We start from the raw sequence: 24,225 nt of genomic DNA, 5'->3' as shown, positions 1-24,225 counted from the left end.
AAATTCCGCTGTTGCAATGGAGAGCATAATGGGCTGGTTTTCATCGGAATCAATATCAAGTGGATTAAGTTCAGTCGGTTCGGGCTTGTATGGAGGAGCACAGTGGTTATGGAATAATGCCTCCCCTTTAAAGATAGTCTCTGGCGTATTCAACTACACTGCCAATACAGCGTTTACCATGGTAGAGCAAGTTTTAGCCTTGCGTAAAGCGATTCCTACCTTAGTCAATAATCCCCAAGCAAAAAAAATAGTCAATGGCATGGCCTATGTTGCAGTCCATGATATTTTGCCAATAGTCGCCTTAAATTATGCCAATAACTCGACCCAACAGTATTTTCGCAATGGCTATAATGAAGATGGCGCTTGGTATGCGCCTTATATGCCCTACATGTCGGCTCTCGGCTTGTTGTACTATGCCTACCTTGCTTACAATAAGGCTGAAGGAAAACGTTCAACACCAATGGAAGCTGCGCTGACTACCTTGCCGTTGATCCCCTTGGTGTATATGAATAGCAACAGCCAGCAACTTGTAGGCAATGGATATAATCAAGACATGTCTTGGTATGCCCCCTATTCGCTATTCTTGTCTGGTCTTACTGCAGTAAATTATTTAGTGCAATCCTATACTTGGCGAGAAGGTGCTCAAGCCACTGTAAGAGTTGCTATCCTTGATACAATGGGCCCTGGTGCGTTTAATTCGAATAAAACAAAATTGCCTAAATCGATTTGCGATGACATGGATTGTAATTTTAAACGCAAAATCAAAGGATGGGGGAGAGAACCTTTTATTTTGATCGGTAATGATTTCTTAACCTTCGGCATCAGCAAAATTCCTTACGTTGGAGGTGTGGCTTCAAAAGTGCTCAGTGTTTATTTTAATGGACGCTATATTCTTAGGGTTACTACGCCAGAACTGTGTGAGCGTCATAAGTTTCTAAGCATGCCCCAAGAAACGGGACTTTCTCTTGGTTTAACGTATTATTTGACCACGGAATTGATGGATAAAGTGCTAGAAGCCACTGTTGGTATGCCTCCCTATTTGTATTACAGAGCGTTAAAGCATTTTTTATTGCTCATGCACATTAATGTAGCTGCACACATGACCTTTCAGCAAATAGATCCCAAAGACGCTACGCTCACTATCGATCCACTGACTGTTTACGAGCGTGTCAATCGATTTTTGGTGGATGTTGTCTTTGATGGGATGATGAAGCGAATTCCAATTGACTTTAAACCAGATCCCAATGCTCCCCCCTTAATTCCTTTATCGCCTGCACTTCAGTTTGGAACTATGTTGTTAAATAGTGATGTAGAGCGAGAAAGAAAGACGGCTCCAGGATTTTTTACAAAAGCCAAAGAAAAAGCACTTGTACTTGTTTTACCCTCGATGATGAGGAGTGCCGATGGGTTTACGACAGATCCCATCGTTGTCATGTATTGGCCATCCATCAGCAAAGTGGCTGTTAACGTCGTCAATTTTGTGGATAAATACGGTCACGATAGACGGGTTAAAACATTAGCCTGGGCTCCTAAGACTACAGCAGAAGTGATCAATCTTAAATTTGGAATTCCAAAAAAGATAACTCGATTTATATTAATGCTAAGTCATGAGCAGGACTTTTGGAATCTGATGGTGGCTATAAAATTATGGTTTCTAAGACATAGTGGCATTAAATCCGAAGTAAAAATTGAGCCTTTAGATGATTTGGGTATACATGGAGAGCGCTCTTTAGTTCCTCTTCCTTCGGGGGATGCTGCTAAAAAACCGGTTATACCAGCTGAACAGTTGCAACTCATCAAAGGACAAGATTCTGTTCTGCCTATTGAGGCAGTGACACAATTGACTCCATTTAAAGGCAGTAAGGTGAGTATCGACCCTGACATGTTATTGGTGGAACCTGTTCCTACAGGAAGTACCAAACAAGAATTATCACTTTTCCCGATTGATCCTCATCTCATGTCTACCAAGGCAGAGCCCGAATCGAAAAATGAGATGCCAATAAAAAGGAAAGTTGGGATTATAGTGCTTAATCCAGACATGTTTTTTTATCAGAAAAAATCAACGGGTCCTATTATCGAGGAAATAACCACTAATTCCACGTCTGAGAGCCAAGTGGTCGATGTGAATAAAATGAATTAGAGGAGCCAAGGGACGGACCCCACTGGGGTCCGTCCCTTGGTTTTTCCGTCCTATGTCTTTTCCTTTAAATAGGACATTTAACCAAAGGACGGGTGCTTCGCCGAATGGCGCTGCCTTAAGCGGTGTCATTAGGTTCTTCTATACGGCCCGCATAGGTCCGCTTGCTGACGCGCGCGGCTCGGTTTCTTCTTTGCTGTCTGAATCAAATGCTAGTCACAGCAGGGAGTGAGTCGGTCCGCTTGCTTACGCGCGCGGCTCGGTTTCTTCTTTGCTGTCTGAATCAAATGCTAGTCACAGCAGGGAGTGAGTCGGTCCGCTTGCTGACGCGCGGCTCGGTTCCTTCTTTGCTGTTTGAATCAAATGCTAGTCACAGCAGGGAGTGAGTCGGTCCGCTTGCTGACGCGCGCGGCTCGGTTTCTTCTTTGCTGTCTGAAACAAATCGTAGTCATAGCAGGGAGTGAGTCGGTCCGCTTGCTGACGCGCGGCTCGGTTTCTTCTTTGCTGTCTGAATCAAATGCTAGTCATAGCAGGGAGTGAGTCAGTCCGCTTGCTGACGCGCGCGGCTCGGTTTCTTCTTTGCTGTCTGAATCAAATCCTAGTCACAGCAGGGAGTGAACAGAGCCGCGCGCGTCAGCAAGCGGATACGGAACTATCCGCTTTCACGAATGACGCTGCTTAAGGCAGTGCCATTAGGCGAAGCGCGGGACCCACGCTTACTGACCATCGGAGAAGAGATGAGTTGGGGCACTATATTATGAGTCGATTCCTCAGGGTCCGTCCTCTTGTTTTTAGAACAGTTTTTTACGTTTAAAAAAGATCAACACAACCCATGCCACCAAAAGCATGATTATCAGAACGCCTGGGTAGCTGTATTTCCAATCCAGTTCGGGCATGTATTTAAAGTTCATCCCATATAGGCTTGCTATAAAACTCAGAGGAATAAATATACTTGCAAACAATGAAAGGATTTTCATGGATTCATTCATGCGGTTATTGATGGTGGAGAGGTAAATCTCCAGCATACTTCCCGACATTTCTCGATGGACGTCAATGGATTCAACCAGTCTAATACAGTGGTCGTGTAAATCACGATAGTACAACATGTATTTCTTATTAATTAAGCCTCTATCATCTGTAAGCAATAAGTGCACAATATCTCTAAGTGGTGGAATCGTTTTTCTTAAGATTAGAGTTCTACGCTTAATCGTGTAAAGAGTTTCTAATTTGATGATTTCAGGTTTTGTAATGAGTTGATTTTCCAATGTTTCTAAGAGATTTGCTGTGGCTTCGACAAAATTAAAATAATCATCAACGATGTAATCCATGAGGAGGTAGGTGAGATAGTCAATCCCATGCTCTCTGATCAATGAACGTTCACCTTCCAATCTTTTGTAGATTGATGAAAGATCATACTCTGATGATTCTCGTACAGTGATGAGTAATTGATGTTTAATGATCAGGCTGAGCTGCTCAGAACTGTAAACAGCATTTTCTGTGGTTGATTTGAGTAATTTGAAAACGATAAAAAAATAGTCATCAAAAAAATCCAATTTAGGTCGTTGTTTTGTATTTAATAAATCTTCAATAATAAGGGGATGAATTTGCATTTGTGTACAGATGGTCGTGATGGTGTTTGCATCAGCTAGGCCAGAGATGTCTATCCATATGTGTTTCTGTTCAGCAATGGCATTATGTAGCTGTTCAAAGTTAAAGGTGTCCACCGTCATGTAACTGGCTTTGTCATAAATGTGGATTTTGATTTTAGTTGGTTGGGGTGGGTGCTCCCCTACATAAATGGCTGTTCCTGGTAATAATCCTGTTTTAGCGGAAACGTTTTTTTTATGAAGAATCATGGAGTAAGCTCGTCGTTCAATGGTCATTAGATTGAATTATAAATTATCATTTCTCGTTCGTTACGTCGACTAATACCAATTTAGCAGTTCTGTTTAACCGATCCCTGAGTTGCGGCTCGGACATCTACATAACCATGGGGACGGACCCCAAGTGGGGTCAGTTCCCAAATTCAGCCGTGGTAACCGAGCCGCGACCATCAGGGAGCGGATAAAGAACCATAACCATGGGGACGGCCCCCAAGCGGGAACCATCCCCAAATTCACTGATCCCAAATTCAGCTGTGTTAACCGAGTAGCGACCGTCAGGGCTGAGGAGTCGACTCATTTTTAAAAAAGGGGCATTTATACCAAAGGTCGGGTGTTTCGCCTAATGGCGCTGCCTTAAGCGGTGTGATTAGGTTCATCTATATTGCTCCCATCGGTCCGCTTGCTGACGCGCGCGGCTCGGTTCCTTCTTTGCTGTTTGAATCAAATGCTAGTCACAGCAGGGAGTGAGTCGGTCCGCTTGCTGACGTGCGCGGCTCGGTTTCTTCTTTGCTGTCTGAACCAACTCCCAGTCACAGCAGGGAGTGAACTGAGCCGCGCGCGTCAGCAAGCGGATACGGAACTATCCACTTTCACGAATGACGCTGCTAAGGCAGCGCCATTCGGCGAAGCGCCAGACCATCGCTTACTGACCCTCAGAGAAGAGATTCGTTGGGGCACTATAATAGGAGTCGATTCCTCAGCCGTTAGGGAGCGGATAAAGTACTTCACACAATCTTGCCTTAATAAAAGAACAAATGGTATATTTGTGCGCTTATTATTCTGAATGTATGCAGAGAAAAAGAAATGAAGGAAACCACTTGTACATGAAGCAAATCATATCCTCCAGGCAATCCCAAGGATTCTTGCCGCTTGCAGTAAGTATGATGACTTGCTTAATTGTATTAATTAATGTTTCTTTCAAAATTATCTCTTTGGGGGGCATGGTCTTTGCCGCAAATAGTTTAATAGGCCCTCTTATCGCTAGTTTATTTTTAGTTGCTTTGAATACATGCACATTTAAAGAACAACGCCACTTACTTAACCTCTGTTTAATTACTTTGTATCTGTTTTGTGTAGGAGTGTATGTACTGGTCAATTTACCTGCTTCTGAATACATGCATGACAGTCCTGTGTACCAGATTATTTTTGAGGAGATTCCGAAGAAATTTTTTGCAACTACACTCTCCTTTGCGTTGAGTTTCTACTTGCCTCATTTGTTATTTTTTTCTAAAACCAATAGTGAACGATGTACTCCCAAAAACTCTTTATTATTATTTTTATTAGGAGGGTTGAGTTTTTTCTGCGTGGATTTTTATTTTCTGTTTTCTGGGCCACACGCGCATAGTTTTAAGCAGGTCTTTATTGACTCCTTGATGATTGCATCATTGCTTGTGTTATTGATCGGTGTCATTTATTTGGCTTTTTTTCTTGAGTTCAATCAATTTTTTAAAAACAGTTCATTATCTGACCAGTCGGAGGGGTTTTTTCCGACGTATCAGTATTTTCTGTGTATTGCAGTAGCAGTCATGTTGATCAGTTTAGCTTGTGAATATCGTATCGTTTCGATCAATAAAGACCATATATTATCAGCCAGTTGCATTTTCTTTCCCATACCCATCATCATCAGCTCAATCATTGGTGAGTATTGGGGGTATCGTCCGAATATTAAATTGGCATTGACGATGGTTGTTGCACAATTAACGTTTGACCTGTTCTTGATGGGATTAGTCACGTTGCCATCACCACCGTTTTTTAATTTGAATCCCTTCTATTCATACATCATGCCTAGAAGACTAACTGCTGGGGGTCTAACTCTATTTATTACTTTTTTCAGCAATGCTTGGTTGATACAGTACCTCAAGGATCCCAAATGGGGAATAAATAGACCTCTGCGGTTGTTAATCGCTAATGTCTGTGCTAACTCATTGTTGTGTTTAGTCGATTACAGTTTGCTTTACGGGGGAATATACCCCTATGAACAAATCTTTAACTTAGTCATGAATGTTTGGCAGTACAAGTTGATCATGACAATTGTCTTGCTGCCCTTTGTCTTATGGGTATGTAAGTCTTTGGAAAGAAAAGAGGCTTTGATCTGGCAAAGTGAGTAGCTAAGATTGGGGTTACGTTTTTATGGGGACTTTATGGGGATATGGGGACGGACCCCAGTGGGGTCCGTCCCCGTTTGATGACCCCGTTTGATGGTGCCCAGTTGGGCGTTCAACCACCTCACTTTTTCTTCTCAGGCCTTTTCCAACCATACACTGTTTTCTGTCTTGACTCAGTTAATGTCAATTCATCAGGCGGTACATTTTTGCGGATGGTGCTCCCAGCCCCTATCGTTGCATTTGCTCCAATCACAACAGGGGCTATGAGTTGCGTATCCGAACCAATGAAAGCACCGTCTTCAATAATGGTTTCATACTTATTCACTCCATCGTAATTACATGTGATGGTTCCCGCCCCAACATTGACTCCCTTGCCTAATTTCACATCCCCTAAATAGCTTAAATGACTCGCTTTTGTTCCTTCATCAAAAATGGCTTTTTTAGTTTCTACGAAGTTGCCTATTTTGCAATGGGACGCCAATTGAGTGCCTGTTCGCAGTCGGGCAAATGGGCCTATATGACAGTCATCAGCAATGGTACATCCTTCCAATACGCTGTTCGCAAGAATTTCGGTGTCCTTTCCTAAAGTGACATTCGTTAACACACAATTGGGGCCTATGCAGCATCCATCGCCAATAACAACGGTGCCTATAAATAGACAATTGATGTCAATAAACACGTCTTTGCCACAACTCAAAGTCCCTCGAACATCAATGCGTGAGGCATCAGCTATCATGACTCCCTCTTCAAGCAATTGATTCGCTAGCCTCTTTTGCCAAATTCTCTCCAGCTCTTGCAGTTGCAGGCGATTATTAACTCCTTGGATTTCAAAATTCTCTTTGCAGGTGACTGAGTCGATGCAACCATTCTCTTTCCCAGCAAGGGAAATAATTTCAGTTAAATAATATTCTTTTTGAGCATTGTTATTCGACAAAGATGGAAGCCACCGCTTTAAATCAGAAGCATTAGCGCAGCAAATACCGGAGTAAATTTCCTTAATTTTCTTTTCTTGCTCACTTGCATCCTTTTCTTCTACAATGTTATAAATTTTATCGTGGTTGTTTCTGACAATGCGACCTAAACCAGTTGGGTTTGCTAGCTCAGCAACCAGTAGTGATAATGCAGAATGATGTGAATTTTGTGACTGATGAACTTGAATTAGGGACTGGAGTGTTTCTGCCTGAATTAATGGAACATCAGCATACAAAATAAGGACTAGTGCATCTTCGGGAATATTAGGCAACGCTTGCAGGACGGCATGGCCAGTTCCAAGCTGCTGAGCTTGGTGTACCCAGTGCACAGGTAAGTCAGGGAGTGATGATCTTAATAAATCGCCACCATGACCATAAATAACATGGATTGCATTAGGACTCAGTTTTAAAGCAGTCTCCACTACATGTGCCAACATGGGCTTTCCAGCTAGAGTGTGAAGCACTTTAGGTGTATTGGAGTACATTCTTTTACCTTGTCCTGCAGCTAAAATAATAATTTGTAAATTCATGAGATTTATGTTTTCCTTAGTTAAATAAAATACAAAGGTACTGAATTAAACAGTTTGCATCAAAGCTATTTATGTAGTAAATATCCCAATGATAATTAAGTTGCAGTTAAAGGAGTAGTGCAATGACAATATTTCTTACGGTTTTAAAGTTACTCATCAAGGATCAGCTCAAAAATCTAATCGACGTCCAAGAGGGAAAAATGGTTTCCGTGGTTCCTTTTTTTAATTACACCCCCTATAACAAGGACTTATCAAAAGATCAAAAGGAAGCAATTGGTGCTCTCCAAGATAAAATTATTCGCTTTGATGGAACGGGGAATGATAAGGCGGATTTACAATTAGTTCTTAAAATGATTGATGAATCTCGTAAACAAATTCAAAAGCTACGGGAAGCCCATAAAGAATCAAGAGATGGTGGAGAAACCGTTACTGGTTACAATAATTTAAGAAATCATTGCATTGCGTTTTACGACAAACTAAAAGACATCAATAACTTGAAGTCTGAAAAGAAACCGTTGATAGCAAAAGACATTGAAATTTCTGATGAGGCTCAACCTATAGAAGAAATGGAGAAATCCACCGACTTCCAATTCATGGATAGACCATTCAAATATACCCCAGAAAACATTGTTTATTATCATGCTGCTATCTATTACGGGGATGAGATATTTAATCCACAAAATATTGGAAGTAAAGATCTTAGAGTTCAAAAGGAATTGGCATTATTGGAACGGATAATTCAGTTAAGTGAGTGGATAAAGCCAACTTACAATTTGGCCGAGCAAAGAACACGTGTGCTTAAGGTCCTTAAAGATTTGGGAGGGGATAACCTACGAATTACACAAGGTCCTACAGGAAAGGGTGTCTCTCCTTCAATAAGTTTGTTAGGTGGCTTAGCCAATGTATCTGTGGAAAAACTGTTCTCACCCGGTGAAGGAAGATTCGGTCAAGAATTTAATCAAGCTGTTAGGGCGGTAAATAACATGACCTCCGAGCAATTTGGCAAACTCAATACAGATTCGGAAAAGGAATTGTTAGTCAAGCAAGAGGGAAAGTCTCAACCTAAAGCAACACCAAAATCGCAAGACAAGGTAGAACCGAAAACCAAAGCCTTCAGTTTATTTGCTAAATCTCCTCCTAAACCTAAACCGCTTACAAAAGCTGTAGAGGATGAGGAAGAAATTGCTGTTGAGGAAGAGGAGGTACTTACTAAGCGTCCCAAAGCTAAAGTACCACCTAAACCTCATTTAAAAGCTCAGGAACCAGAAGAAGAAAAAGATGCAGAAGAGGTACTTGCGAAGCAGGATGTTGGAGAAGGCAATAAATCCGACGCTGAGAACGAAGAAGAACAGCAAATCGAGAATGAAGAGGAAAGAGGTCTCGAGCATTCAATGTAACATAAGTTAAAATTTATCGAGGGGACGGACCCCACAGAGGGCCGCTCTCCTGCTTACACATTATTCGCTTAATTCCCCACACATGTTGGTTTCAATTAACGCTTTAATTTTTGGAATATCCAAGTTTTTACTCAATAAATACAATAACTTACAATGGGCTGCTTCAGGGGTCATGTCGTGTCCACTGATTAGCCCTGCTTGTTTTAAAGTATGGCCTGTTGCGTATTGGTTCATCTCAACAAAACCTTGATGGCACTGAGTGCAATTGATGATGACAATTCCTCTATCACAGGCATCTTTCAATAAATGCAAAAAGCGTTGATCGTTATTTTGTGCATTTCCTGCACCATAGGTTTCTAAAATAAGTCCACGGATAGGCTGATTTAAAATATAAGCCAACACATCACTGGCAAATCCAGGAAACAATCGAAAATTTGCAATGAAATGAGGAGTAATGGTTTGTAAGTGGAATGAGTTTTTTGGGGGTGGAAGTAAAAGCTGATCGTGCAAATGAATCTCTATCCCAATGTCCGCTAATGATGGGTAATTGGGTGAATCAAAAGCGTCAAAACGTTGAGCACTGATTTTTTGGGTACGATTACCTCTAAAAAGCTGTTGATTAAAATAAACACAAACTTCATGAATAGGTTTATGTGCACAAAGCCACAAGGAGGTGATCACATTATCCATGGCGTCATTCCGAATTTCAGATAATGGAATTTGTGATCCGGTTACAATAACGGGCTTCGCTAAATTTTCCAACATAAAAGATAGGGCTGAAGCAGTATAAGCCATGGTATCGGTTCCGTGCAGAATCACAAATCCATCATAGGCGCTGTATTCTTGGGCGATGTCCTTTGCGATGCGATTCCACTCATGAACCGTCATGTTTGAAGAATCTAAGAGCGGCTGATATTCCTTAATGGTGTATCTAGGCATGTCTTTATGTTTTAAAGCAGGTATTTCAGCCAATGCCTTATTGACAAACCCAGGAGAAGGTTCATAGCCATGGTTGGTTTTAACGCTGCTGATGGTTCCACCTGTGTTGAGTATTAAAATGTGTTTTTTCATGGGGTTTGATTGAGAGCACATTGTTAGCAATGGTTTGATTATAGCTAAAAGTAAAGTGGTAATGCGAGATGGTTGATGGAAGTCATGTGCTTGAACCATTATCCGCTCCCTGACGGCTGAGGAATCTACTCCTATTATAGTGCCCCAACGAATCTCTTCTCTGAGGGTCAGTAAGCGTTGGTCCGGCGCTTCGTCGAATGGCGCTGCCATAGCAGCGTCATTCGTGAAAGCGGATAGTTCCGTATCCGCTTGCTGACGCGCGCGGCTCGGTTCACTCCCTGCTGTGACTAGGATTTGATTCCTCAGCCCTGACGGTCTCGTATCGGTTTTGCATAGTGCTAACCGAGCCGCGACTGTGAGGGATCGGATTATTTGATTTTACCCCAATTTATGTGCAAAAAATCAGCGCATCATGATTTTAAATTTGCCAATAAATGCCCAATATAAACAGCTCCAGGCCTTCTCGAAATTATATTTTCAGATTTAATTGTAAGGACTTATACTTTGTGAAAAAATTAGTGTATTAACGGTATATTCTAAGCAGTGACATCATGGTGATTGATCGCGCCGGTTATCGATTGAATGTAGGCATAGTCCTAGTCAACGATTCCGATAGAGTGTTTTTGGGAAGACGAAGTGGGCATGACGCTTGGCAATTCCCACAGGGAGGGTTGGCTCCCGGAGAAAGTTCTTTAGATGCTATGTTTAGGGAGTTGCATGAGGAAGTAGGTTTAGAGAGAGGGGATGTTAGTGTTTTAGGTTCTACGAAAAGATGGTTGAAATATCGATTACCAAAACAATATTTACGTCATGGTAGTGAACCCCTTGTGATTGGACAAAAACAAAAGTGGTATTTGTTAAGGCTTGTGTCCAATGAGCAAAAGGTGAGATTGGATCTCAGTGACTCCCCTGAATTTGACAGTTGGCGTTGGGTTGAGTTTCATGAACCCGAACAACAAGTGATTTTTTTTAAGAGACAAGTGTATACTCAGGCATTAAAGGAATTGGAGCCTTTATTGAAGAAAACACGACGAACGCCCTATGGTATGAAACGAAAGAGAGGTAATCATAAAGGATAGATGCTAAAGGTACTTAAACGTATTGTTCAAGATGTCACCAGTGCAAGTGATCTTAAAGAAGCGCTTGGCGTGTTGGTGCAACGCATACATAAAGCCATAAGTGCCGAGGCCGTATCCGTTTACCTTATCGATAATAAAACCGCCGAATATGTTCTGATAGCGACTGAGGGTTTAAATAAAAAAGCTGAGTTTCGAGTACGAGTTGCTCTTGATAGCGGTTTAATTGGTTTAATCGGCAGAAGAGAGGAGCCAATTAACATAGAAGATGCTCCTGCCCACCCAGATTTTTATCGAAATACATTAATTGGTGAAGAACATCTGAAAGCATTTTTAGGTGTGCCAATTATTCAGCATCGTAAGCTTTATGGAGTGTTAGTTGTTCAACAGCTTGAGCAAAGATGTTTTGATGATGCTGAAGAATCCTTTTTAATCACCTTGGCTGCCCAATTAGGCGGCATTATAGCGCATGCTGAAGCAACGGGTGAGTTAACGGAGTTAACACAACCGCGACAACTGGGTGAAATTAAAGCCAAAACCAAAACCGAGGCATTACATACTGCTTTATCAGGTGTTGGCAGTGTTCCAGGAATAGGTATTGGTACGGCTATGGTGGTTTATCCACCTGCCGATATTGATGCGGTTCCACGTACTCTTATAGAAGATTTAGATGAGGAAATAGGTGCTTTCTACGAGGCTTTAGACACTGCTCGTGATGATATGCGACGTTTAAGTAAACGCATGAGAGAGACAGTTGCAGAAGACGAACATGCTTTATTTGATGTGTATTTAAAGATTCTAGATAAAGATAGTTTGGGGGCAGAAGTAGAGGAAGTCATTCGCGAAGAACAAATCAGTGCGCAAGCTGCTTTGGCCACTGTGATCAAAAAACATGTTCAGCAATTTGAAAGCATGGAAGATGAATATCTTAGTGAACGGGCTAGTGATTTTCGTGATTTAGGTCGTAGGGTGTTGGCTGAGTTACAACGATCACAAAAAGAGGAAATTGTTTATCCAAAGCGTACAATTTTAATTGGAGAGGAAGTCACTGCAGCATCACTCGCTGAAGTACCAGAGGGGCAACTGGCTGGAGTTGTCTCAGCCAATGGATCGAATAACTCTCACGTTGCTATTTTAGCTCGAGCGCTGGGTGTTCCAACTGTGATGGGTTTGCGTGGCTTAAAAGTAGAAAGCGTCGACAAACGAGCTTTGATCGTTGATGGCTATTATGGCCACGTACACGTGTCCCCTTCTCGCTCTTTATTGGCTGAATTTAAGCAATTTAGCGCAACAAGAACAAGATTTGAATCAAAGCTTAATTAGCTTAAGGGACAAGCCAGCAGAAACCCTGGATAATTATCGTGTTTCCTTGCAGGTTAATACTGGTTTGGCGATGGATGCAGGGATGTCTATGAGTGTTGGCGCTGAAGGTGTTGGGCTTTATCGTTCAGAAGTTCCTTTTATGAGCCGTGATCGATTCCCCTCTGAGGATGAGCAAACCATTATTTATCGACAAACGCTTAAAGCATTTGCTCCTCATTTAGTGACTATGCGCACCCTCGATGTGGGTGGAGACAAGGTATTGCCATACTTCCCTGTCGAAGAGGAAAACCCCTACTTAGGCTGGAGGGGCATTCGTGTAACCCTTGATCATCCTGATGTGTTTCTGATGCAGGTTCGCGCAATGATGCGCGCAAGTGAAGAGTTGGATAACCTGCGTATTATGTTGCCTATGGTCACCACTCTCAGTGAGGTAGAAGAAGCAACCTATTTGATTGAACAGGCCTATGAAGAATTGCTTGAAGAAGGCTGTGAGATAGAAAAACCAAAAATTGGCATCATGATAGAAGTGCCTGCTGCGGCCTATTTAGCACGAGAAATGGCTAAGCGAGTTGATTTTATTTCAGTAGGGAGCAACGATTTAACCCAATATTTACTTGCTGTTGATAGAAATAATGCACGGGTAGCGAATTTGTATGACCCACTGCATCCTGCCATGCTGAGGGTGTTGCTTAAAGTAGTGGAAGGAGGGCATGCAGCTGGTGTTGAGGTGAGTATATGCGGGGAAATGGCAAGTGATCCTTTGGCGGTGATTTTATTAATCGCGATGGGTTTTGATACGTTAAGTATGAACTCGGCAAGTTTACCAAGAGTTAAATGGGTCATACGTAATTTTGCCATAGCCAATGCGCGTAAAATTTTGGCTGAAGTTCTTGAGTTTGAGCATCCTGCTGAAATTCGCTTTCATCTGCAAAAGGCATTAGAAGAAGAAGGACTGGGTGGATTGATTAGGGCAGGTAAACCCTAATGACAATGATTATTTTCCAAAGCCTTATCGCTTATATGTTGATTGGTTTATTTGCTGGAGTTATGTCTGGCTCGCTAGGAATTGGCGGAGGAATCATCGTTGTTCCAGGTCTAGTCACTGTTTTTCAGCAGTTTAACATCATCCCAGAAGACTCCATTATGCACGTTGCTGCCGGTTGCTCCTTAGCTGCGATGATATTAAGTGCCATGGCTTCGTTGCGTGCACACATCAAAGTCGATGACATTCTATGGGCTGTTTTCAAACGTTTATGGCCTGGGATTTTAATCGGAACAATTTTAGGTTCGATTCTAGCCTCCTTTATAGATACGGAATGGTTGGAAATCATTTTTGGATTGTTTTTAATTTGTATCGCGATTAAATTGTTTATTGATGTTCATGCTACTCACGATGAAAGATTTCCCCGTACTTGGGTTAATCATTTCATCTGTTCAAGTATTGGTGGTTTATCTGGACTATTAGGGGTCGGTGGTGGCGTCATGATCATACCCTATTTAACGTATTGTGGTGTTGCTGTACGAAAAATATCAGCAGTTTCTAGTTTATGTGTTTTGGTAGTAGGTTTTATTGGATCCACGATGTTCATGTTGACTGGAGCCTATGAAATGAAGCACATCCCATACAGCACAGGGTTTATCTATTGGCCTGCTGTATTAGGGGTTGCAATACCCAGCAGTCTTATAGCGCCTTATGGTGCAAAATTAAATTACATCCTGCCTATTAAATACCTGCGATATGGATTTATAGTGGTATTAATAGTTACAGCAACGCACATGCTTTTATAAAAGGAATTGAATCATTTATGTTTACTTATCCCAATATTAACCCTATAGCATTCTCTTTAGGCCCCTTAAAGGTTCATTGGTATGGATTAATGTATTTAATTGGCTTTATTAGCGCTTGGTTGCTTGGTAACTGGAGAGCAAAGCATTATCAATTAGATTGGAATCCTGAGCAGATAAGCGATGTTGTATTTTATGGTGCTCTAGGAATCATATTGGGTGGGCGCATTGGATACATGCTATTTTATGATTTTCAGGGGGTCATTCATAATCCGCTTTCCTTATTTAAAATTTGGGAAGGAGGTATGTCCTTTCATGGTGGGTTAATTGGGGTTGCCATTGCAGTATGGATCTTTTGTCGAAAATATGGCAAAACTTATTTGCAAGTCGGTGATTTTATAGCGCCACTGGTTCCCGTGGGATTGGGTGCGGGGCGAATTGGGAACTTCATCAATGGAGAGTTATGGGGGCGTGTTACGGATGTTCCTTGGGGCATGGTGTATCCACAGGTGGATGATCAAGTCCGTCACCCTTCTCAACTTTATGAGTTTGGTCTTGAGGGGGTTTGCCTCTTCGTGTTGCTATGGTGTTATGCTTCGAAGCCAAGAGCAACTGGACGAGTTAGCGCACTTTTCTTGATGGGTTATGCGATTTGTCGATTAATAGCAGAGTGTTTCAGGCAACCTGATCAGCAAATGGGTTATCTTGCCTTTGGCTGGTTAACTATGGGGCAGGTTTTATCTATTCCAATGTTGCTGATTGGTCTTTGGTTATGGTGGGCTAAGAAATGAGAACGTATCTACAATTATTAGAGCATATTTTAAATCATGGGGTTCAGAAAACGGATAGAACCGGAACAGGGACTTTGTCTGTTTTTGGTTATCAAATGCGTTTTGACTTGAACAAAGGATTTCCCTTAGTAACAACTAAAAAACTTCATATGCGAAGTATCGTTCATGAATTATTATGGTTTTTACGTGGAGACACGAACATTGCTTATTTACAGGAGCATGGTGTAACGATTTGGGATGAATGGGCTGACAGTAAAGGAGACTTAGGACCTGTTTATGGCAAGCAATGGAGAAGTTGGCCAACGGCTGATGGGCGCACCATTGATCAACTGAGCGAAATAGTACAACAAATCAAAATGAACCCGGATTCTAGACGATTAATCGTCAATGCTTGGAATGTAGGCGAACTCGATAAAATGGCATTAATGCCCTGTCATGCTATGTTTCAATTCTATGTGGCAAATAATAAACTCTCATGCCAGCTTTATCAGCGCTCTGCTGATGTGTTTCTAGGAGTTCCTTTTAACATCGCTTCCTATTCGTTGTTAACGCAAATGGTTGCGCAACAATGTAACTTGGATGTCGGTGAATTTATTTGGACTGGTGGCGATTGTCATTTGTATTTAAACCATCTTGAGCAAGCACAAACGCAGCTAACTAGGGAGCCGTTCCCATTACCATCATTGCATATTCATCGAAAGCCAGCTAGTTTATTTGACTATGAATACGATGATTTTGAATTTGTAAACTATCAGTGCCATCCAGCGATTAAGGCCCCGATAGCTGTTTAACGACGTACCCTAGAGAAAACAGGACTTACGCAAACCATGAGGTCAAGGTTTCGCGTAACTCCTGGAAAAATAACAATAAAATGAGGGGTAATCATGGCTACTTTTACTGTCTTTGCTTTTGGTACTGGAGAGCATAGTGCTCGCACACAGAACATCATTTCACAATTTTCCCAAGCCTGTACAAGCCCTCATGCCATAGTAGAGGGGCCTGATTTACTTGGTCGCCAAGTCAAGCCCAATGTAAAAAATGCAACCCGCGATGTCATTAATTGGTTGATGCAACAAGACTCTATTGAGAACAACATCAATTTAACAGGGTTTAGCCGTGGCTCAGTAACCTGTATTCAAATTGCAAACCGATTAAAGCGATACGAGAGCTTTTTAGAGCGCAGGCAGGATCAGTTAACTCCTGATGGCGAAAAATTATTAAGGCAGTTAAAAGCCCTAAATCTACATCTGTTTGCCATGGATCCAGTCGCTGGGATGAGTGACAAAGGCGATATGCATGCTCGAGTTATTCCAAACAATGTCAAAAGTTATGTGGCGGTGTTACAAACGGATGAAATGCGTCGAGATTTTAAACCACAAGATCTTACACGTGCAATTATTCGATCACCCGAAATAACGCAAGTATCTATGTTACCCCTGTATGGTAATCATTCAGACACAACAAAAATAAAAAATGCAAACATGCAAAGTGGGGCAACACTAGCTTGGTATTCCTTGTATCAATTTCTGACGGAACATGGCACTACCCTTCGAGGCAATAGAGTTCCGCAAATGGTGGCGAATCATGTTCAGGGTGAGCGATTGGATTTAGCAAACAATCCAAATGCTAAACAGTTGTTGCAATTGTATTCTCTTCATCATTTAGAGAGAGAGCATTATTTAAAATCTGGGCTCAAAATGAAGTTGCATGATGGAATGCCTACAGCAAGGATACAGCGTACTCTTAATCAACATGCAAAATATTACGTCAAGAACTCCTATTTTTTTGTTAATCAAATGGAACGTGAACTGTTTAAGCTTGCTTATCCAAAAGCGTTTAACTATCTCTTTGAAAAAAACCATTTTGATTCTCGTTTTCGTGATGCCAGCGCCTCCTCTCAACAGGAGGTCATCAATGAATTAACGGTTTTAAAACAAGAGGACCCAATTTTGTTTAGGCGCTTAGGAGCAAGAGGCGTTCTTGATACCCATGAAGGAATTAGAGTAGGAATGCCGCGCGGTCATCATTACCTAGAGCCTTGTATGAGTATGCAACAACTATTTCCTGACTTAGTCCCTGAGGCTGTAAAAGATCAAGCTCCGCAAATGAATCGGTTGGCTCTGCTGGAAATGGAAGTGTATCGACTCAGTTTTAGATATCAACGTGATAAATCCGAATTAAATTTCTATGGAGAGCGCGATAAAATTGGTCGAGCCAAAGACATACGTCAGGAGGTAAATACGCTTGTAAATAATCAAGATTTAGACAGAAATACTAAATATCAAATGATCTTGGATAAAATGGAGTTGCACTATAGGGAATTGGTGCAGGCTGATAGTAATTCAGAGTTAAAACCGATGCTGCAGAGATTTTTAGCCAATCATGGACGTACTTATCGTATTCATGAACCTGCATTTCCCCGAGTGTTGCTTGCGAGTTTTGTAGATATCAGTTTGAGTTTAATCAAAGAGGCAGTTGGGTTTGCGGGTAACTTAGGTTATGTTGGTGGTGGAGTCCTTTATTTTGTAGGAACAGCGCTGCAAGATTTTGGACGTCGAACCAACGAGTTATTAGGAAATTTAGGGTATAACCCCTTCAAATACATCGTTTCAGCGATTGCTTATGTGTTTGAGGGGGTTGGTTACGCAATAAAAAACAGTTTTGGTTTAAAGCCGTTAACTCAAGCTTTAACGAGTGGAATTCAGTACATTAAAGAAGCGATAGTGCGCGCCATTCGACAAGATGTGGTGGAGCCAATCGATGAGATTCGAGTTAGGTTACCTGACCTTGCTCAACCTTTATTAGAAAATGAGCACGGGATAAATCCTGCCAGGGACTTCAAAGAACGATTGCACCATCAACAAGAAGAATTTCAACATCATCAACCAGTGGTTGGTATTGAGACTATAGAGGATAGGGAATCTGAAGCGCCCCCTTCTACTCTCTAAACATCATGAGTACAAGTCATCAAGAGGAGAGTCAAGAGGGAGAGTCAAGGGGACGGACCCCACTGGGGTCCGTCCCCGTACTCAGGTCACAGGTCCCCGTACTCCGCTCTTCCTCTGTTGACCCCTAAAAAAGCCGTCTAATGACCTCAGGTAACGGCACTGATTTGTTCAAGGTATAATCTACCCAGACAATTTTGCTCATTCCTTGTGCCATCAGTAGTTCACCTTGATATAAATCATGATCCATGATCATGCTTGAATTTCCAAGGCTATGTAAAGAGCTGTTCACTTTTACCGTTGCTGGATAGACTACTGGTTTTAAAAAAGTACAGGCTACATGAATAACAACGGGGCCGGTATTTTCAGTCATTGTGATGTTCATTTGCCGTAACCAATCAATTCGTGCTTCTTGAAAATAATCAAAATAACGGGCGTTATTGACATGACCTAAAGCATCCATGTCACCCCAAACAATGTCAAAGGTCTTTTGATGAACCAATTTTCTGTTTTCAGTCATGATAAGTCCATTGGATCGACATCCACATTCCAGCGAATGCCATTACTTATGTTATTCATTGTTAACCACTCTCGAACTTGCGTCAATGAGCTTTTAAGCGCTTTTCTGGAGGGTGATTTAATTAACAGCTGCATGCGATGTTGATTTGCTTTGCGTGGCATGGGTGCCGGTGCGGGTCCCATGATAGTTAATGGGTGCATTTGAATTTGATCTTTAGTGGTCTTTAAAAACCCCATCACGTTATTGCTGTTTTTGCCTTGGGCACGAATTACAGCTAAATAATGGTAAGGCGGAAGCTCTGCCTGTGCTCGTGTTGTCAGGAGCTCATGTGCAAATTCTTCATAGCCCTTTTGTACCAGACTGTTTAAAAGAGGATGTCCGGGTAGATGAGTTTGAATGAGAACTTCCCCTGGATGTTCTGCTCTTCCTGCACGACCGGATACTTGAATTAATAATTGCCCAAGATGCTCAATTGCCCTGAAATCCTGATTGTACAAACCTGCATCCGCATCGACAACAACAACCAGAGTAAGGCGGGGAAAATGGTGCCCTTTCGCAAGCATTTGTGTTCCAACAATGAGTTGGGCTTCACCTTTGTGTATTTTATCCAGGTGCGAATGGAGAGCATTCTTTTTTCGAACTTCGTCGCGGTCAATTCGCAGAATATTGGTTTCTGGAAAGCACTTTGATAAATAATCATAAATTCTTTGGGTACCACTTCCTATTGGGATTATCTCATGGCTTTTACACCGTAAGCACTGTGATGGCACCTTTTGAGTTAATCCACAGTGATGGCAAATCATTTGTCCTATTTGTCTGTGTAAAGTCAAGTGGCTATCACAGGCTTTACAATCAGCCATCCACCCACATTGATGACACAGTAATACCGGTGCAAATCCGCGTCGGTTGATAAACACCAACACCTGGTTCTGTCCCTCTAAATGCTCTTTAATCGTTTTTAGTGTGGTAGCTGCCAACCCTTCATGCATCGTTTGTGCGCGTATATCGATCAGTTGATAGTGTAAAGGATTTTTTGAAATCGCTTTTTGCGATAAACGTAATAATGTATGTTTTTTTTGTTGGCAATTATATAAACTCTCTAAGCTCGGCGTTGCTGAGCCTAAAATAATAGGAATATTCGTTAAATGGGCTCGCATTAATGCTGTGTCACGAGCGGAATATCTCACTCCTTCCATTTGCTTAAACGAGCTGTCATGCTCTTCATCAATAATGATTAATCCCAAACGAGGCATGGGCGTAAAGATTGCCGATCGAGTACCAATGACTATTTTTACATGATTTTCATTTGCAAGTTGCCAAGCAATCTGTCTTTCCGTTTCGTTTAAATTAGAGTGGAGTACAGCCATGGGTTGGTTAAATCGCTCTGTGAATCGAGAAAGCAGTTGTGGAGTTAAGCCGATTTCAGGCACTAAAACGAGAACTTGCTTCTCCTCCGCAAGTAATTTGGCAATAACCTGCAGATACACTTCTGTTTTACCACTTCCCGTGACGCCTTGGAGTAAAAAGCTATGATACTGTTGGAGATGTTGTCCGATCGTTTCAACAGCTTGTGCTTGTTCCGTGTTCAGTGAAAGAGGGGTTGAGGTCGTTTTTGTTGATGGTGTAGGTAACTGTAACTCTTGGGATACCGTGATAAGTTCTGCGTTTAAGAGAGCGTTTAATTGGGCGGTACTAAATCCCTCTTGTAAGATTGTTTGTTTAGTGACCGGATTATTTTGCCTCGAGAACCATTCAAGAATTTCCTGTTGTTTTCTCGCTCTTGGGGATAATCTTGATTTGGCTTCTTCATAAGGGATTAACAATTGGAAGCAGTCCATTAAAGGTAGAGTCGCTGGCAACCCTTGTCGATATTTTTGAGGCAATATTAAAGGGACAACTTCCGATAATGGGGATTGATAGTAAGCGCCTAACCAAATGGCTAGGTCGAGTTGGTCTCTACTTAGTAATGGGGTATTGTCTATAATCGCGTGAATGGATTTTAATTTGGCGGTCGTTTCTGCATTGTCAGTGCGCTGAAGCACTACTCCTAAGCGGATTTGATTTTTAAATGGGACCCAAACTCTTGCTCCAATGCAAGGGTTTAACTCATCTGAACTGTATTCAAAATAATCTCTGGAGGTGTTGGGAACGCAGATTTGATAAACACCACTCATTTGGATTTTTGCCATTCATGGCTTGCTGATTGACCTGGTGCTGAAAATACTTTGACTACGACTCGTTCAATTCGGTGTCTTTCAAGCTCTACTTCATCCTTAATCAACTCATTCACAAACCAGCGAGATAATTCTTCTACTGTAATATTAGTGACTGGCAAAATGGTTACATCCTCTTTAAGAAAAGGCATTTTCTTCTTGTTAAAGGTGAAGTAGTAATACTCTTTATCTTCATCGTACTCTAAAAAAGGTGAGAATTCTGGCATTAGAAACGTTTGATTTAAATAGCGACACAGTTTGTGGATACGTTCTTTGTAATACCGATAGTCGAATGTCATGCCATTTTCTTCTACCCATGTGCTTAGGGCGAGATAGACTGTGTACATATGGCCGTGCAAAGGCTCTCTTTCTGTGGCAGAGAAAATTGTAGTGTGCCCTGCAGAAAATTTCATTGTTTCTTTTTGCAATTCAACGGTAGTTAGGTATTTGCTCATTGTTATAAATTCACTCGTTTATCATTTAAAAGAAAGCCTTGCAAATCCATATCCAGATGTTTACTCAGTGCAATGACTTTAAATAACTCTCCCATTTCACTAGGCTGTGTGAGTTGTTTTATGGCATGGTTGGCTTGCAATAATTCCTTTTGATCTTCAATTTGATTGATAAAGCTTAGCAAACCATTGGCCAGTAAAAAAGAGGCTTGGTTGGTATAGCCTGCAACATGAAACCCAGCATCATGAGCTGCTTCAGCCACATGGGTAAAATCCACGTGGGCAGTGATGTCTTCTTCTCCTGGATGCAGTAAGGGATTTGTATGGGCTTGATGTTGGTAATGACACATCAAGGTGCCCTGATTTCTATCGGGATGATAATATTCATGCCTTGGAAACCCGTAGTCGATGATAAACATAGCTCCTTTATCCAGTATCTGACTGCAATTGGCTATCCAGTCATCCAGAAATAGATTCACCTCACTAAGATAGGGTGGGGGAACGCCGCAAAGGTTATTGCTGATATAGCTGAGTAAGCGTTGGTTATTGGAGGGGTTAAAAATTTCCTTCAGTTCGTTTGATTCATTAAGGGTTATATAACTCTCAAGAATCCCCTCATCGCTTTGTAAAAAGCGATGGACGGGCATGGCATCTAATACCTCGTTGGCAAAAATGATTCCTTGAAAAGGATTTTCAGGCCAGTGTTCAAGCCAGTGAACCCTCATAGCCAGATGAGGAATTTGCTCTTGAATGCGCTCCTGCTGCCTATGGCGCAAATTAGAGCTGACTTCTATGATGAAATAACTTATTGGTAGGCAGTTTAGTTGCTCAAGTTGCTTCAAAACATCAACACAAAGAGCGCCACTACCTGCACCGAATTCTAATACACAAGGCGATTGGAGTGTTGATAAGATTTGCTGGAATTGATTCGCGATGGTTTTCCCAAACAAAGGACTCAGCTCTGGGGCAGTGATAAAATCTCCGTGCTTTCCCAATTTTTGTAAAGCAGAGCTATAATACCCTTCATTTGGTGCATACAAGGCCATTTGCATAAACTCAACAAAAGGGATTTCCTTTTGGGTGTTTAAATGGCTTTTCAATGTTTGTATTAAACTCATAATTGCATAAACTGATTAAAAAATGGGGAACATACCTTGAATCGAGTCAACACACAAGCAAAAGTCGCTTTAGTCACAGGGGGCGCGAGGCGAATTGGAGCTGCGATATGCAAAAAGCTACATGCTGCGGGGTATCGTATTGCAGTCCATTGCAACACTTCTTTAAAAGAGGGGCAGGCGTTAGTTAATGAGCTCAATGAAATTCGCCAAAATAGCGCGATGGTTTTGGCCATGGATTTATTAAAAAGCAATGCCGCCGAATCCATTGCTAACCAAGTGGAGGCATGGTCAGCACGTATGGATTTGTTAGTAAATAATGCCTCTGTATTTAAGAAAGATGTGGGCTTTGACCAAGCAGGCGCGTTATGGGAAGAACTATTTAGGGTGAATGTACGAACACCATATCTTTTAAGTTTAGCTAGCCAAAAATTATTGGCAGCTCATCAAGGAGTAATTATTAACCTCACGGATATTCACTCAGAAAGACCATTAAAGGGGTATTCATTGTATTGTCAAACTAAAGCTGCATTAGACATGCTAACCAAATCTTTAGCCAGAGAGTTTGCTCCAGATATTCGGATCAACGCGGTTGCACCAGGAGCCATTCTTTGGCCTGAGAATGAGAATTCATTGAGCCTTGATATTCAGAACAAGATTATTGAACAAACCCCATTAAAGCGTCATGGTCATCCAGATTTCATCGCACAAGCCGTACTTGCGCTAGCAGAAAATCAATTTATAACCGGCCAGATCTTGAAGGTGGACGGAGGACGACATTTAGCGAGTTGAGTTTCCTTATTTACAGTTTGCAGTCAATCAAATCTATTCTACAGAACATTCTATTTGTTTACTCAGAGCTTACGAAAAACGCCCAATCTCTTCGTTAAAAAGTAGTTTTAATTCGGTCATTGGGTGTATCTAAACGCCTTCATTAAAAACACTTCTTGTCTTGGGGGTTTTCGTAAGGCCTGTACTTATCACTCATTGGTGAGCAAAAATGAGGCACGAAGAGCAAATATTAATAATTCCTTAATTTTTTATTGGTACAATGTACCTGCCTGGAAATTGATTCAAAGAAGTCTTTTATAAAAACACCACGAGCTTTATTATGTATATGAAATTGAAATGTTTGTTTTTTAAAAAAGCATCTGTAAAAACAATGACCTCAGGTCCCTACGATAAATTTAAATTGTTAACCAACGTCAAAGTACCCGAAAAAGAAGTGGTGTGGCACCGAATACATGGAGAAGATCCAGAATCTGTCTCAAAAAATGGCTTTAAAGGTAGAAAACATCTTCCTGTCAATAATTTGAAGAGCTATGTAGCCCTTAATACTCCATTCGGAGGATTTGGTGGAACAGTATCAGCTGATGATGCTTATGAGTTTTTCAAGAAGGGCGCGAATAATAAAAAAAATTATTGCTACTCCTCCATAAATCCTAATCCGAAGGTAAGCATCCCTGCATTTATTAGAGAAAATTCAGACGACATTACAGAGTCCTCAACAACGTCAAAAATGAATGAGATGGAGGTAATGGCTCTGGGAGACGTTGGTTCTGAGTTTATTTTGTATGCCACCGGCGAAGAGGACTTGCAACACTTTTTTAAAGGCATAGAAGTTGAGAATTTAATGAGTCGCTATAACCCTAAATTGCCGGCCACTTATAAAAAGAGCGATGTAGAATCACCGGCATCAGTACTATTGCACTTAGTCACAAAGGGTTGTACAGACATTATTACTGAAGGCATAAAGAAAAATTTGTTTTCTGTGAATGAAATGGTTGAGCTTGCAAAGCAACCTAAGTATTCAGATTTATCGAACTATTTAAAACAAGCCTACGCTGAATTAGGTATAGAACCTGAGACAATCGAATTTAAAGAGACAATTCTTGAGCCAACCTAGCGTAA

General features: G+C 41.4%; 17 protein-coding genes and 1 pseudogene. 11 read left to right on the top strand and 7 right to left on the bottom strand.

Going from position 1 to position 24,225, the window contains the following annotated elements:
- The first annotated feature begins 28 nt into the window (after positions 1-28).
- Entirely contained in the window at positions 29-2,140 is a 2,112-nt protein-coding gene (locus Lwal_RS18040; protein WP_058480746.1) for a hypothetical protein, read from the top strand.
- Between the two features lie 788 nt (positions 2,141-2,928).
- On the opposite strand, the gene corA is transcribed toward Lwal_RS18040, so the two are convergent.
- Positions 2,929-4,020 (bottom strand): magnesium/cobalt transporter CorA, encoded by a 1,092-nt coding sequence (corA, locus tag Lwal_RS10475; protein WP_231950986.1) that lies wholly within the window; start codon positions 4,018-4,020, stop codon positions 2,929-2,931.
- 824 nt (positions 4,021-4,844) lie between these two features.
- On the opposite strand from corA, the gene Lwal_RS10465 reads away from it, so the two are divergent.
- On the top strand, positions 4,845-6,128 hold the full coding sequence (locus Lwal_RS10465; RefSeq protein ID WP_058480744.1) for a VUT family protein: 1,284 nt from the start codon (positions 4,845-4,847) through the stop codon (positions 6,126-6,128).
- Positions 6,129-6,246: 118 nt separating this feature from the next.
- On the opposite strand, the gene glmU is transcribed toward Lwal_RS10465, so the two are convergent.
- Complete coding sequence (glmU, locus tag Lwal_RS10460; RefSeq protein ID WP_058480743.1) at positions 6,247-7,626, bottom strand: bifunctional UDP-N-acetylglucosamine diphosphorylase/glucosamine-1-phosphate N-acetyltransferase GlmU; 1,380 nt, start codon at positions 7,624-7,626, stop codon at positions 6,247-6,249.
- Positions 7,627-7,748: 122 nt separating this feature from the next.
- Here glmU and Lwal_RS10455 point away from each other — a divergent pair, with 122 nt between their 5' ends.
- Complete coding sequence (locus tag Lwal_RS10455) at positions 7,749-9,023, top strand: hypothetical protein (RefSeq protein ID WP_058480742.1); 1,275 nt, start codon at positions 7,749-7,751, stop codon at positions 9,021-9,023.
- Positions 9,024-9,083: 60 nt separating this feature from the next.
- Here Lwal_RS10455 and ansA read toward each other — a convergent pair whose 3' ends face one another.
- Complete coding sequence (gene ansA, locus Lwal_RS10450) at positions 9,084-10,094, bottom strand: asparaginase (RefSeq protein ID WP_058480999.1); 1,011 nt, start codon at positions 10,092-10,094, stop codon at positions 9,084-9,086.
- Positions 10,095-10,645: 551 nt separating this feature from the next.
- Here ansA and Lwal_RS10445 point away from each other — a divergent pair.
- From Lwal_RS10445 to Lwal_RS10420, 6 genes and pseudogenes are all read left to right on the top strand, one after another.
- On the top strand, positions 10,646-11,173 hold the full coding sequence (locus Lwal_RS10445; protein WP_058480741.1) for an RNA pyrophosphohydrolase: 528 nt from the start codon (positions 10,646-10,648) through the stop codon (positions 11,171-11,173).
- A pseudogene (ptsP, locus tag Lwal_RS10440) lies at positions 11,174-13,478 on the top strand (phosphoenolpyruvate--protein phosphotransferase).
- Positions 13,478-14,281, top strand: coding sequence for a sulfite exporter TauE/SafE family protein (locus tag Lwal_RS10435; RefSeq protein ID WP_231950985.1), 804 nt, complete (start codon positions 13,478-13,480; stop codon positions 14,279-14,281). The pseudogene ptsP and the gene Lwal_RS10435 overlap by 1 nt, the downstream one beginning before the upstream one ends.
- A gap of 17 nt (positions 14,282-14,298) precedes the next feature.
- Positions 14,299-15,069: a prolipoprotein diacylglyceryl transferase gene (lgt, locus tag Lwal_RS10430; protein WP_058480740.1), complete on the top strand. Its 771-nt coding sequence runs from the start codon at positions 14,299-14,301 to the stop codon at positions 15,067-15,069.
- Positions 15,066-15,860 carry a thymidylate synthase gene (thyA, locus tag Lwal_RS10425; protein WP_058480739.1) on the top strand — a complete coding sequence of 265 codons (795 nt, stop codon included), beginning with the start codon at positions 15,066-15,068 and terminating at the stop codon, positions 15,858-15,860. Before lgt ends, thyA begins: the two co-directional genes overlap by 4 nt.
- A gap of 93 nt (positions 15,861-15,953) precedes the next feature.
- Positions 15,954-18,017 carry a DUF5621 domain-containing protein gene (locus Lwal_RS10420; RefSeq protein WP_058480738.1) on the top strand — a complete coding sequence of 688 codons (2,064 nt, stop codon included), beginning with the start codon at positions 15,954-15,956 and terminating at the stop codon, positions 18,015-18,017.
- Between the two features lie 124 nt (positions 18,018-18,141).
- On the opposite strand, the gene Lwal_RS10415 is transcribed toward Lwal_RS10420, so the two are convergent.
- From Lwal_RS10415 to Lwal_RS10400, 4 genes are read right to left on the bottom strand one after another with little or no spacing between them, the layout of a single operon-like run.
- Complete coding sequence (locus Lwal_RS10415; RefSeq protein WP_058480737.1) at positions 18,142-18,534, bottom strand: acyl-CoA thioesterase; 393 nt, start codon at positions 18,532-18,534, stop codon at positions 18,142-18,144.
- The gene (locus Lwal_RS10410; RefSeq protein WP_058480997.1) at positions 18,531-20,708 is read right to left on the bottom strand and encodes a primosomal protein N'; all 2,178 of its coding nucleotides are present in this window, start codon (positions 20,706-20,708) and stop codon (positions 18,531-18,533) included. The genes Lwal_RS10415 and Lwal_RS10410 overlap by 4 nt, the downstream gene beginning before the upstream one ends.
- The gene (locus Lwal_RS10405; protein ID WP_058480736.1) at positions 20,705-21,202 is read right to left on the bottom strand and encodes a 6-pyruvoyl trahydropterin synthase family protein; all 498 of its coding nucleotides are present in this window, start codon (positions 21,200-21,202) and stop codon (positions 20,705-20,707) included. Before Lwal_RS10405 ends, Lwal_RS10410 begins: the two co-directional genes overlap by 4 nt.
- 2 nt (positions 21,203-21,204) lie before the next feature.
- Positions 21,205-22,317, bottom strand: coding sequence for a class I SAM-dependent methyltransferase (locus Lwal_RS10400; protein ID WP_058480735.1), 1,113 nt, complete (start codon positions 22,315-22,317; stop codon positions 21,205-21,207).
- Between the two features lie 36 nt (positions 22,318-22,353).
- Between Lwal_RS10400 and Lwal_RS10395 the strand changes: the two genes are divergently transcribed.
- Both Lwal_RS10395 and Lwal_RS10390 read left to right on the top strand, forming a co-directional pair.
- Positions 22,354-23,106 carry a pteridine reductase gene (locus Lwal_RS10395; RefSeq protein WP_058480734.1) on the top strand — a complete coding sequence of 251 codons (753 nt, stop codon included), beginning with the start codon at positions 22,354-22,356 and terminating at the stop codon, positions 23,104-23,106.
- 319 nt (positions 23,107-23,425) lie between these two features.
- The gene (locus tag Lwal_RS10390; protein WP_058480733.1) at positions 23,426-24,220 is read left to right on the top strand and encodes a hypothetical protein; all 795 of its coding nucleotides are present in this window, start codon (positions 23,426-23,428) and stop codon (positions 24,218-24,220) included.
- The last annotated feature ends 5 nt before the right edge of the window (positions 24,221-24,225 follow it).

The sequence above is a fragment of the Legionella waltersii genome, from assembly GCF_001468085.1.
Classification (GTDB): domain Bacteria; phylum Pseudomonadota; class Gammaproteobacteria; order Legionellales; family Legionellaceae; genus Legionella; species Legionella waltersii.
Note: the sequence above shows the minus strand (reverse complement) of the source record. Positions and strands in the feature narration are given on the sequence as shown.

Bases quoted from the DNA above. Each gene is read 5' to 3' on its own strand.
- Lwal_RS18040 (WP_058480746.1), top strand. From the start codon at position 29: ATGGGCTGGTTTTCATCGGAATCAATATCAAGTGGATTAAGTTCAGTC.
- corA (WP_231950986.1), bottom strand. From the start codon at position 4,020: ATGACCATTGAACGACGAGCTTACTCCATGATTCTTCATAAAAAAAAC.
- thyA (WP_058480739.1), top strand. From the start codon at position 15,066: ATGAGAACGTATCTACAATTATTAGAGCATATTTTAAATCATGGGGTT.
- ansA (WP_058480999.1), bottom strand. From the start codon at position 10,094: ATGAAAAAACACATTTTAATACTCAACACAGGTGGAACCATCAGCAGC.
- Lwal_RS10435 (WP_231950985.1), top strand. From the start codon at position 13,478: ATGACAATGATTATTTTCCAAAGCCTTATCGCTTATATGTTGATTGGT.
- Lwal_RS10465 (WP_058480744.1), top strand. From the start codon at position 4,845: ATGAAGCAAATCATATCCTCCAGGCAATCCCAAGGATTCTTGCCGCTT.
- Lwal_RS10390 (WP_058480733.1), top strand. From the start codon at position 23,426: ATGTATATGAAATTGAAATGTTTGTTTTTTAAAAAAGCATCTGTAAAA.
- Lwal_RS10410 (WP_058480997.1), bottom strand. From the start codon at position 20,708: ATGAGTGGTGTTTATCAAATCTGCGTTCCCAACACCTCCAGAGATTAT.
- Lwal_RS10420 (WP_058480738.1), top strand. From the start codon at position 15,954: ATGGCTACTTTTACTGTCTTTGCTTTTGGTACTGGAGAGCATAGTGCT.
- Lwal_RS10455 (WP_058480742.1), top strand. From the start codon at position 7,749: ATGACAATATTTCTTACGGTTTTAAAGTTACTCATCAAGGATCAGCTC.
- Lwal_RS10415 (WP_058480737.1), bottom strand. From the start codon at position 18,534: ATGACTGAAAACAGAAAATTGGTTCATCAAAAGACCTTTGACATTGTT.
- lgt (WP_058480740.1), top strand. From the start codon at position 14,299: ATGTTTACTTATCCCAATATTAACCCTATAGCATTCTCTTTAGGCCCC.
- Lwal_RS10445 (WP_058480741.1), top strand. From the start codon at position 10,646: ATGGTGATTGATCGCGCCGGTTATCGATTGAATGTAGGCATAGTCCTA.
- Lwal_RS10400 (WP_058480735.1), bottom strand. From the start codon at position 22,317: ATGAGTTTAATACAAACATTGAAAAGCCATTTAAACACCCAAAAGGAA.
- Lwal_RS10405 (WP_058480736.1), bottom strand. From the start codon at position 21,202: ATGAGCAAATACCTAACTACCGTTGAATTGCAAAAAGAAACAATGAAA.
- glmU (WP_058480743.1), bottom strand. From the start codon at position 7,626: ATGAATTTACAAATTATTATTTTAGCTGCAGGACAAGGTAAAAGAATG.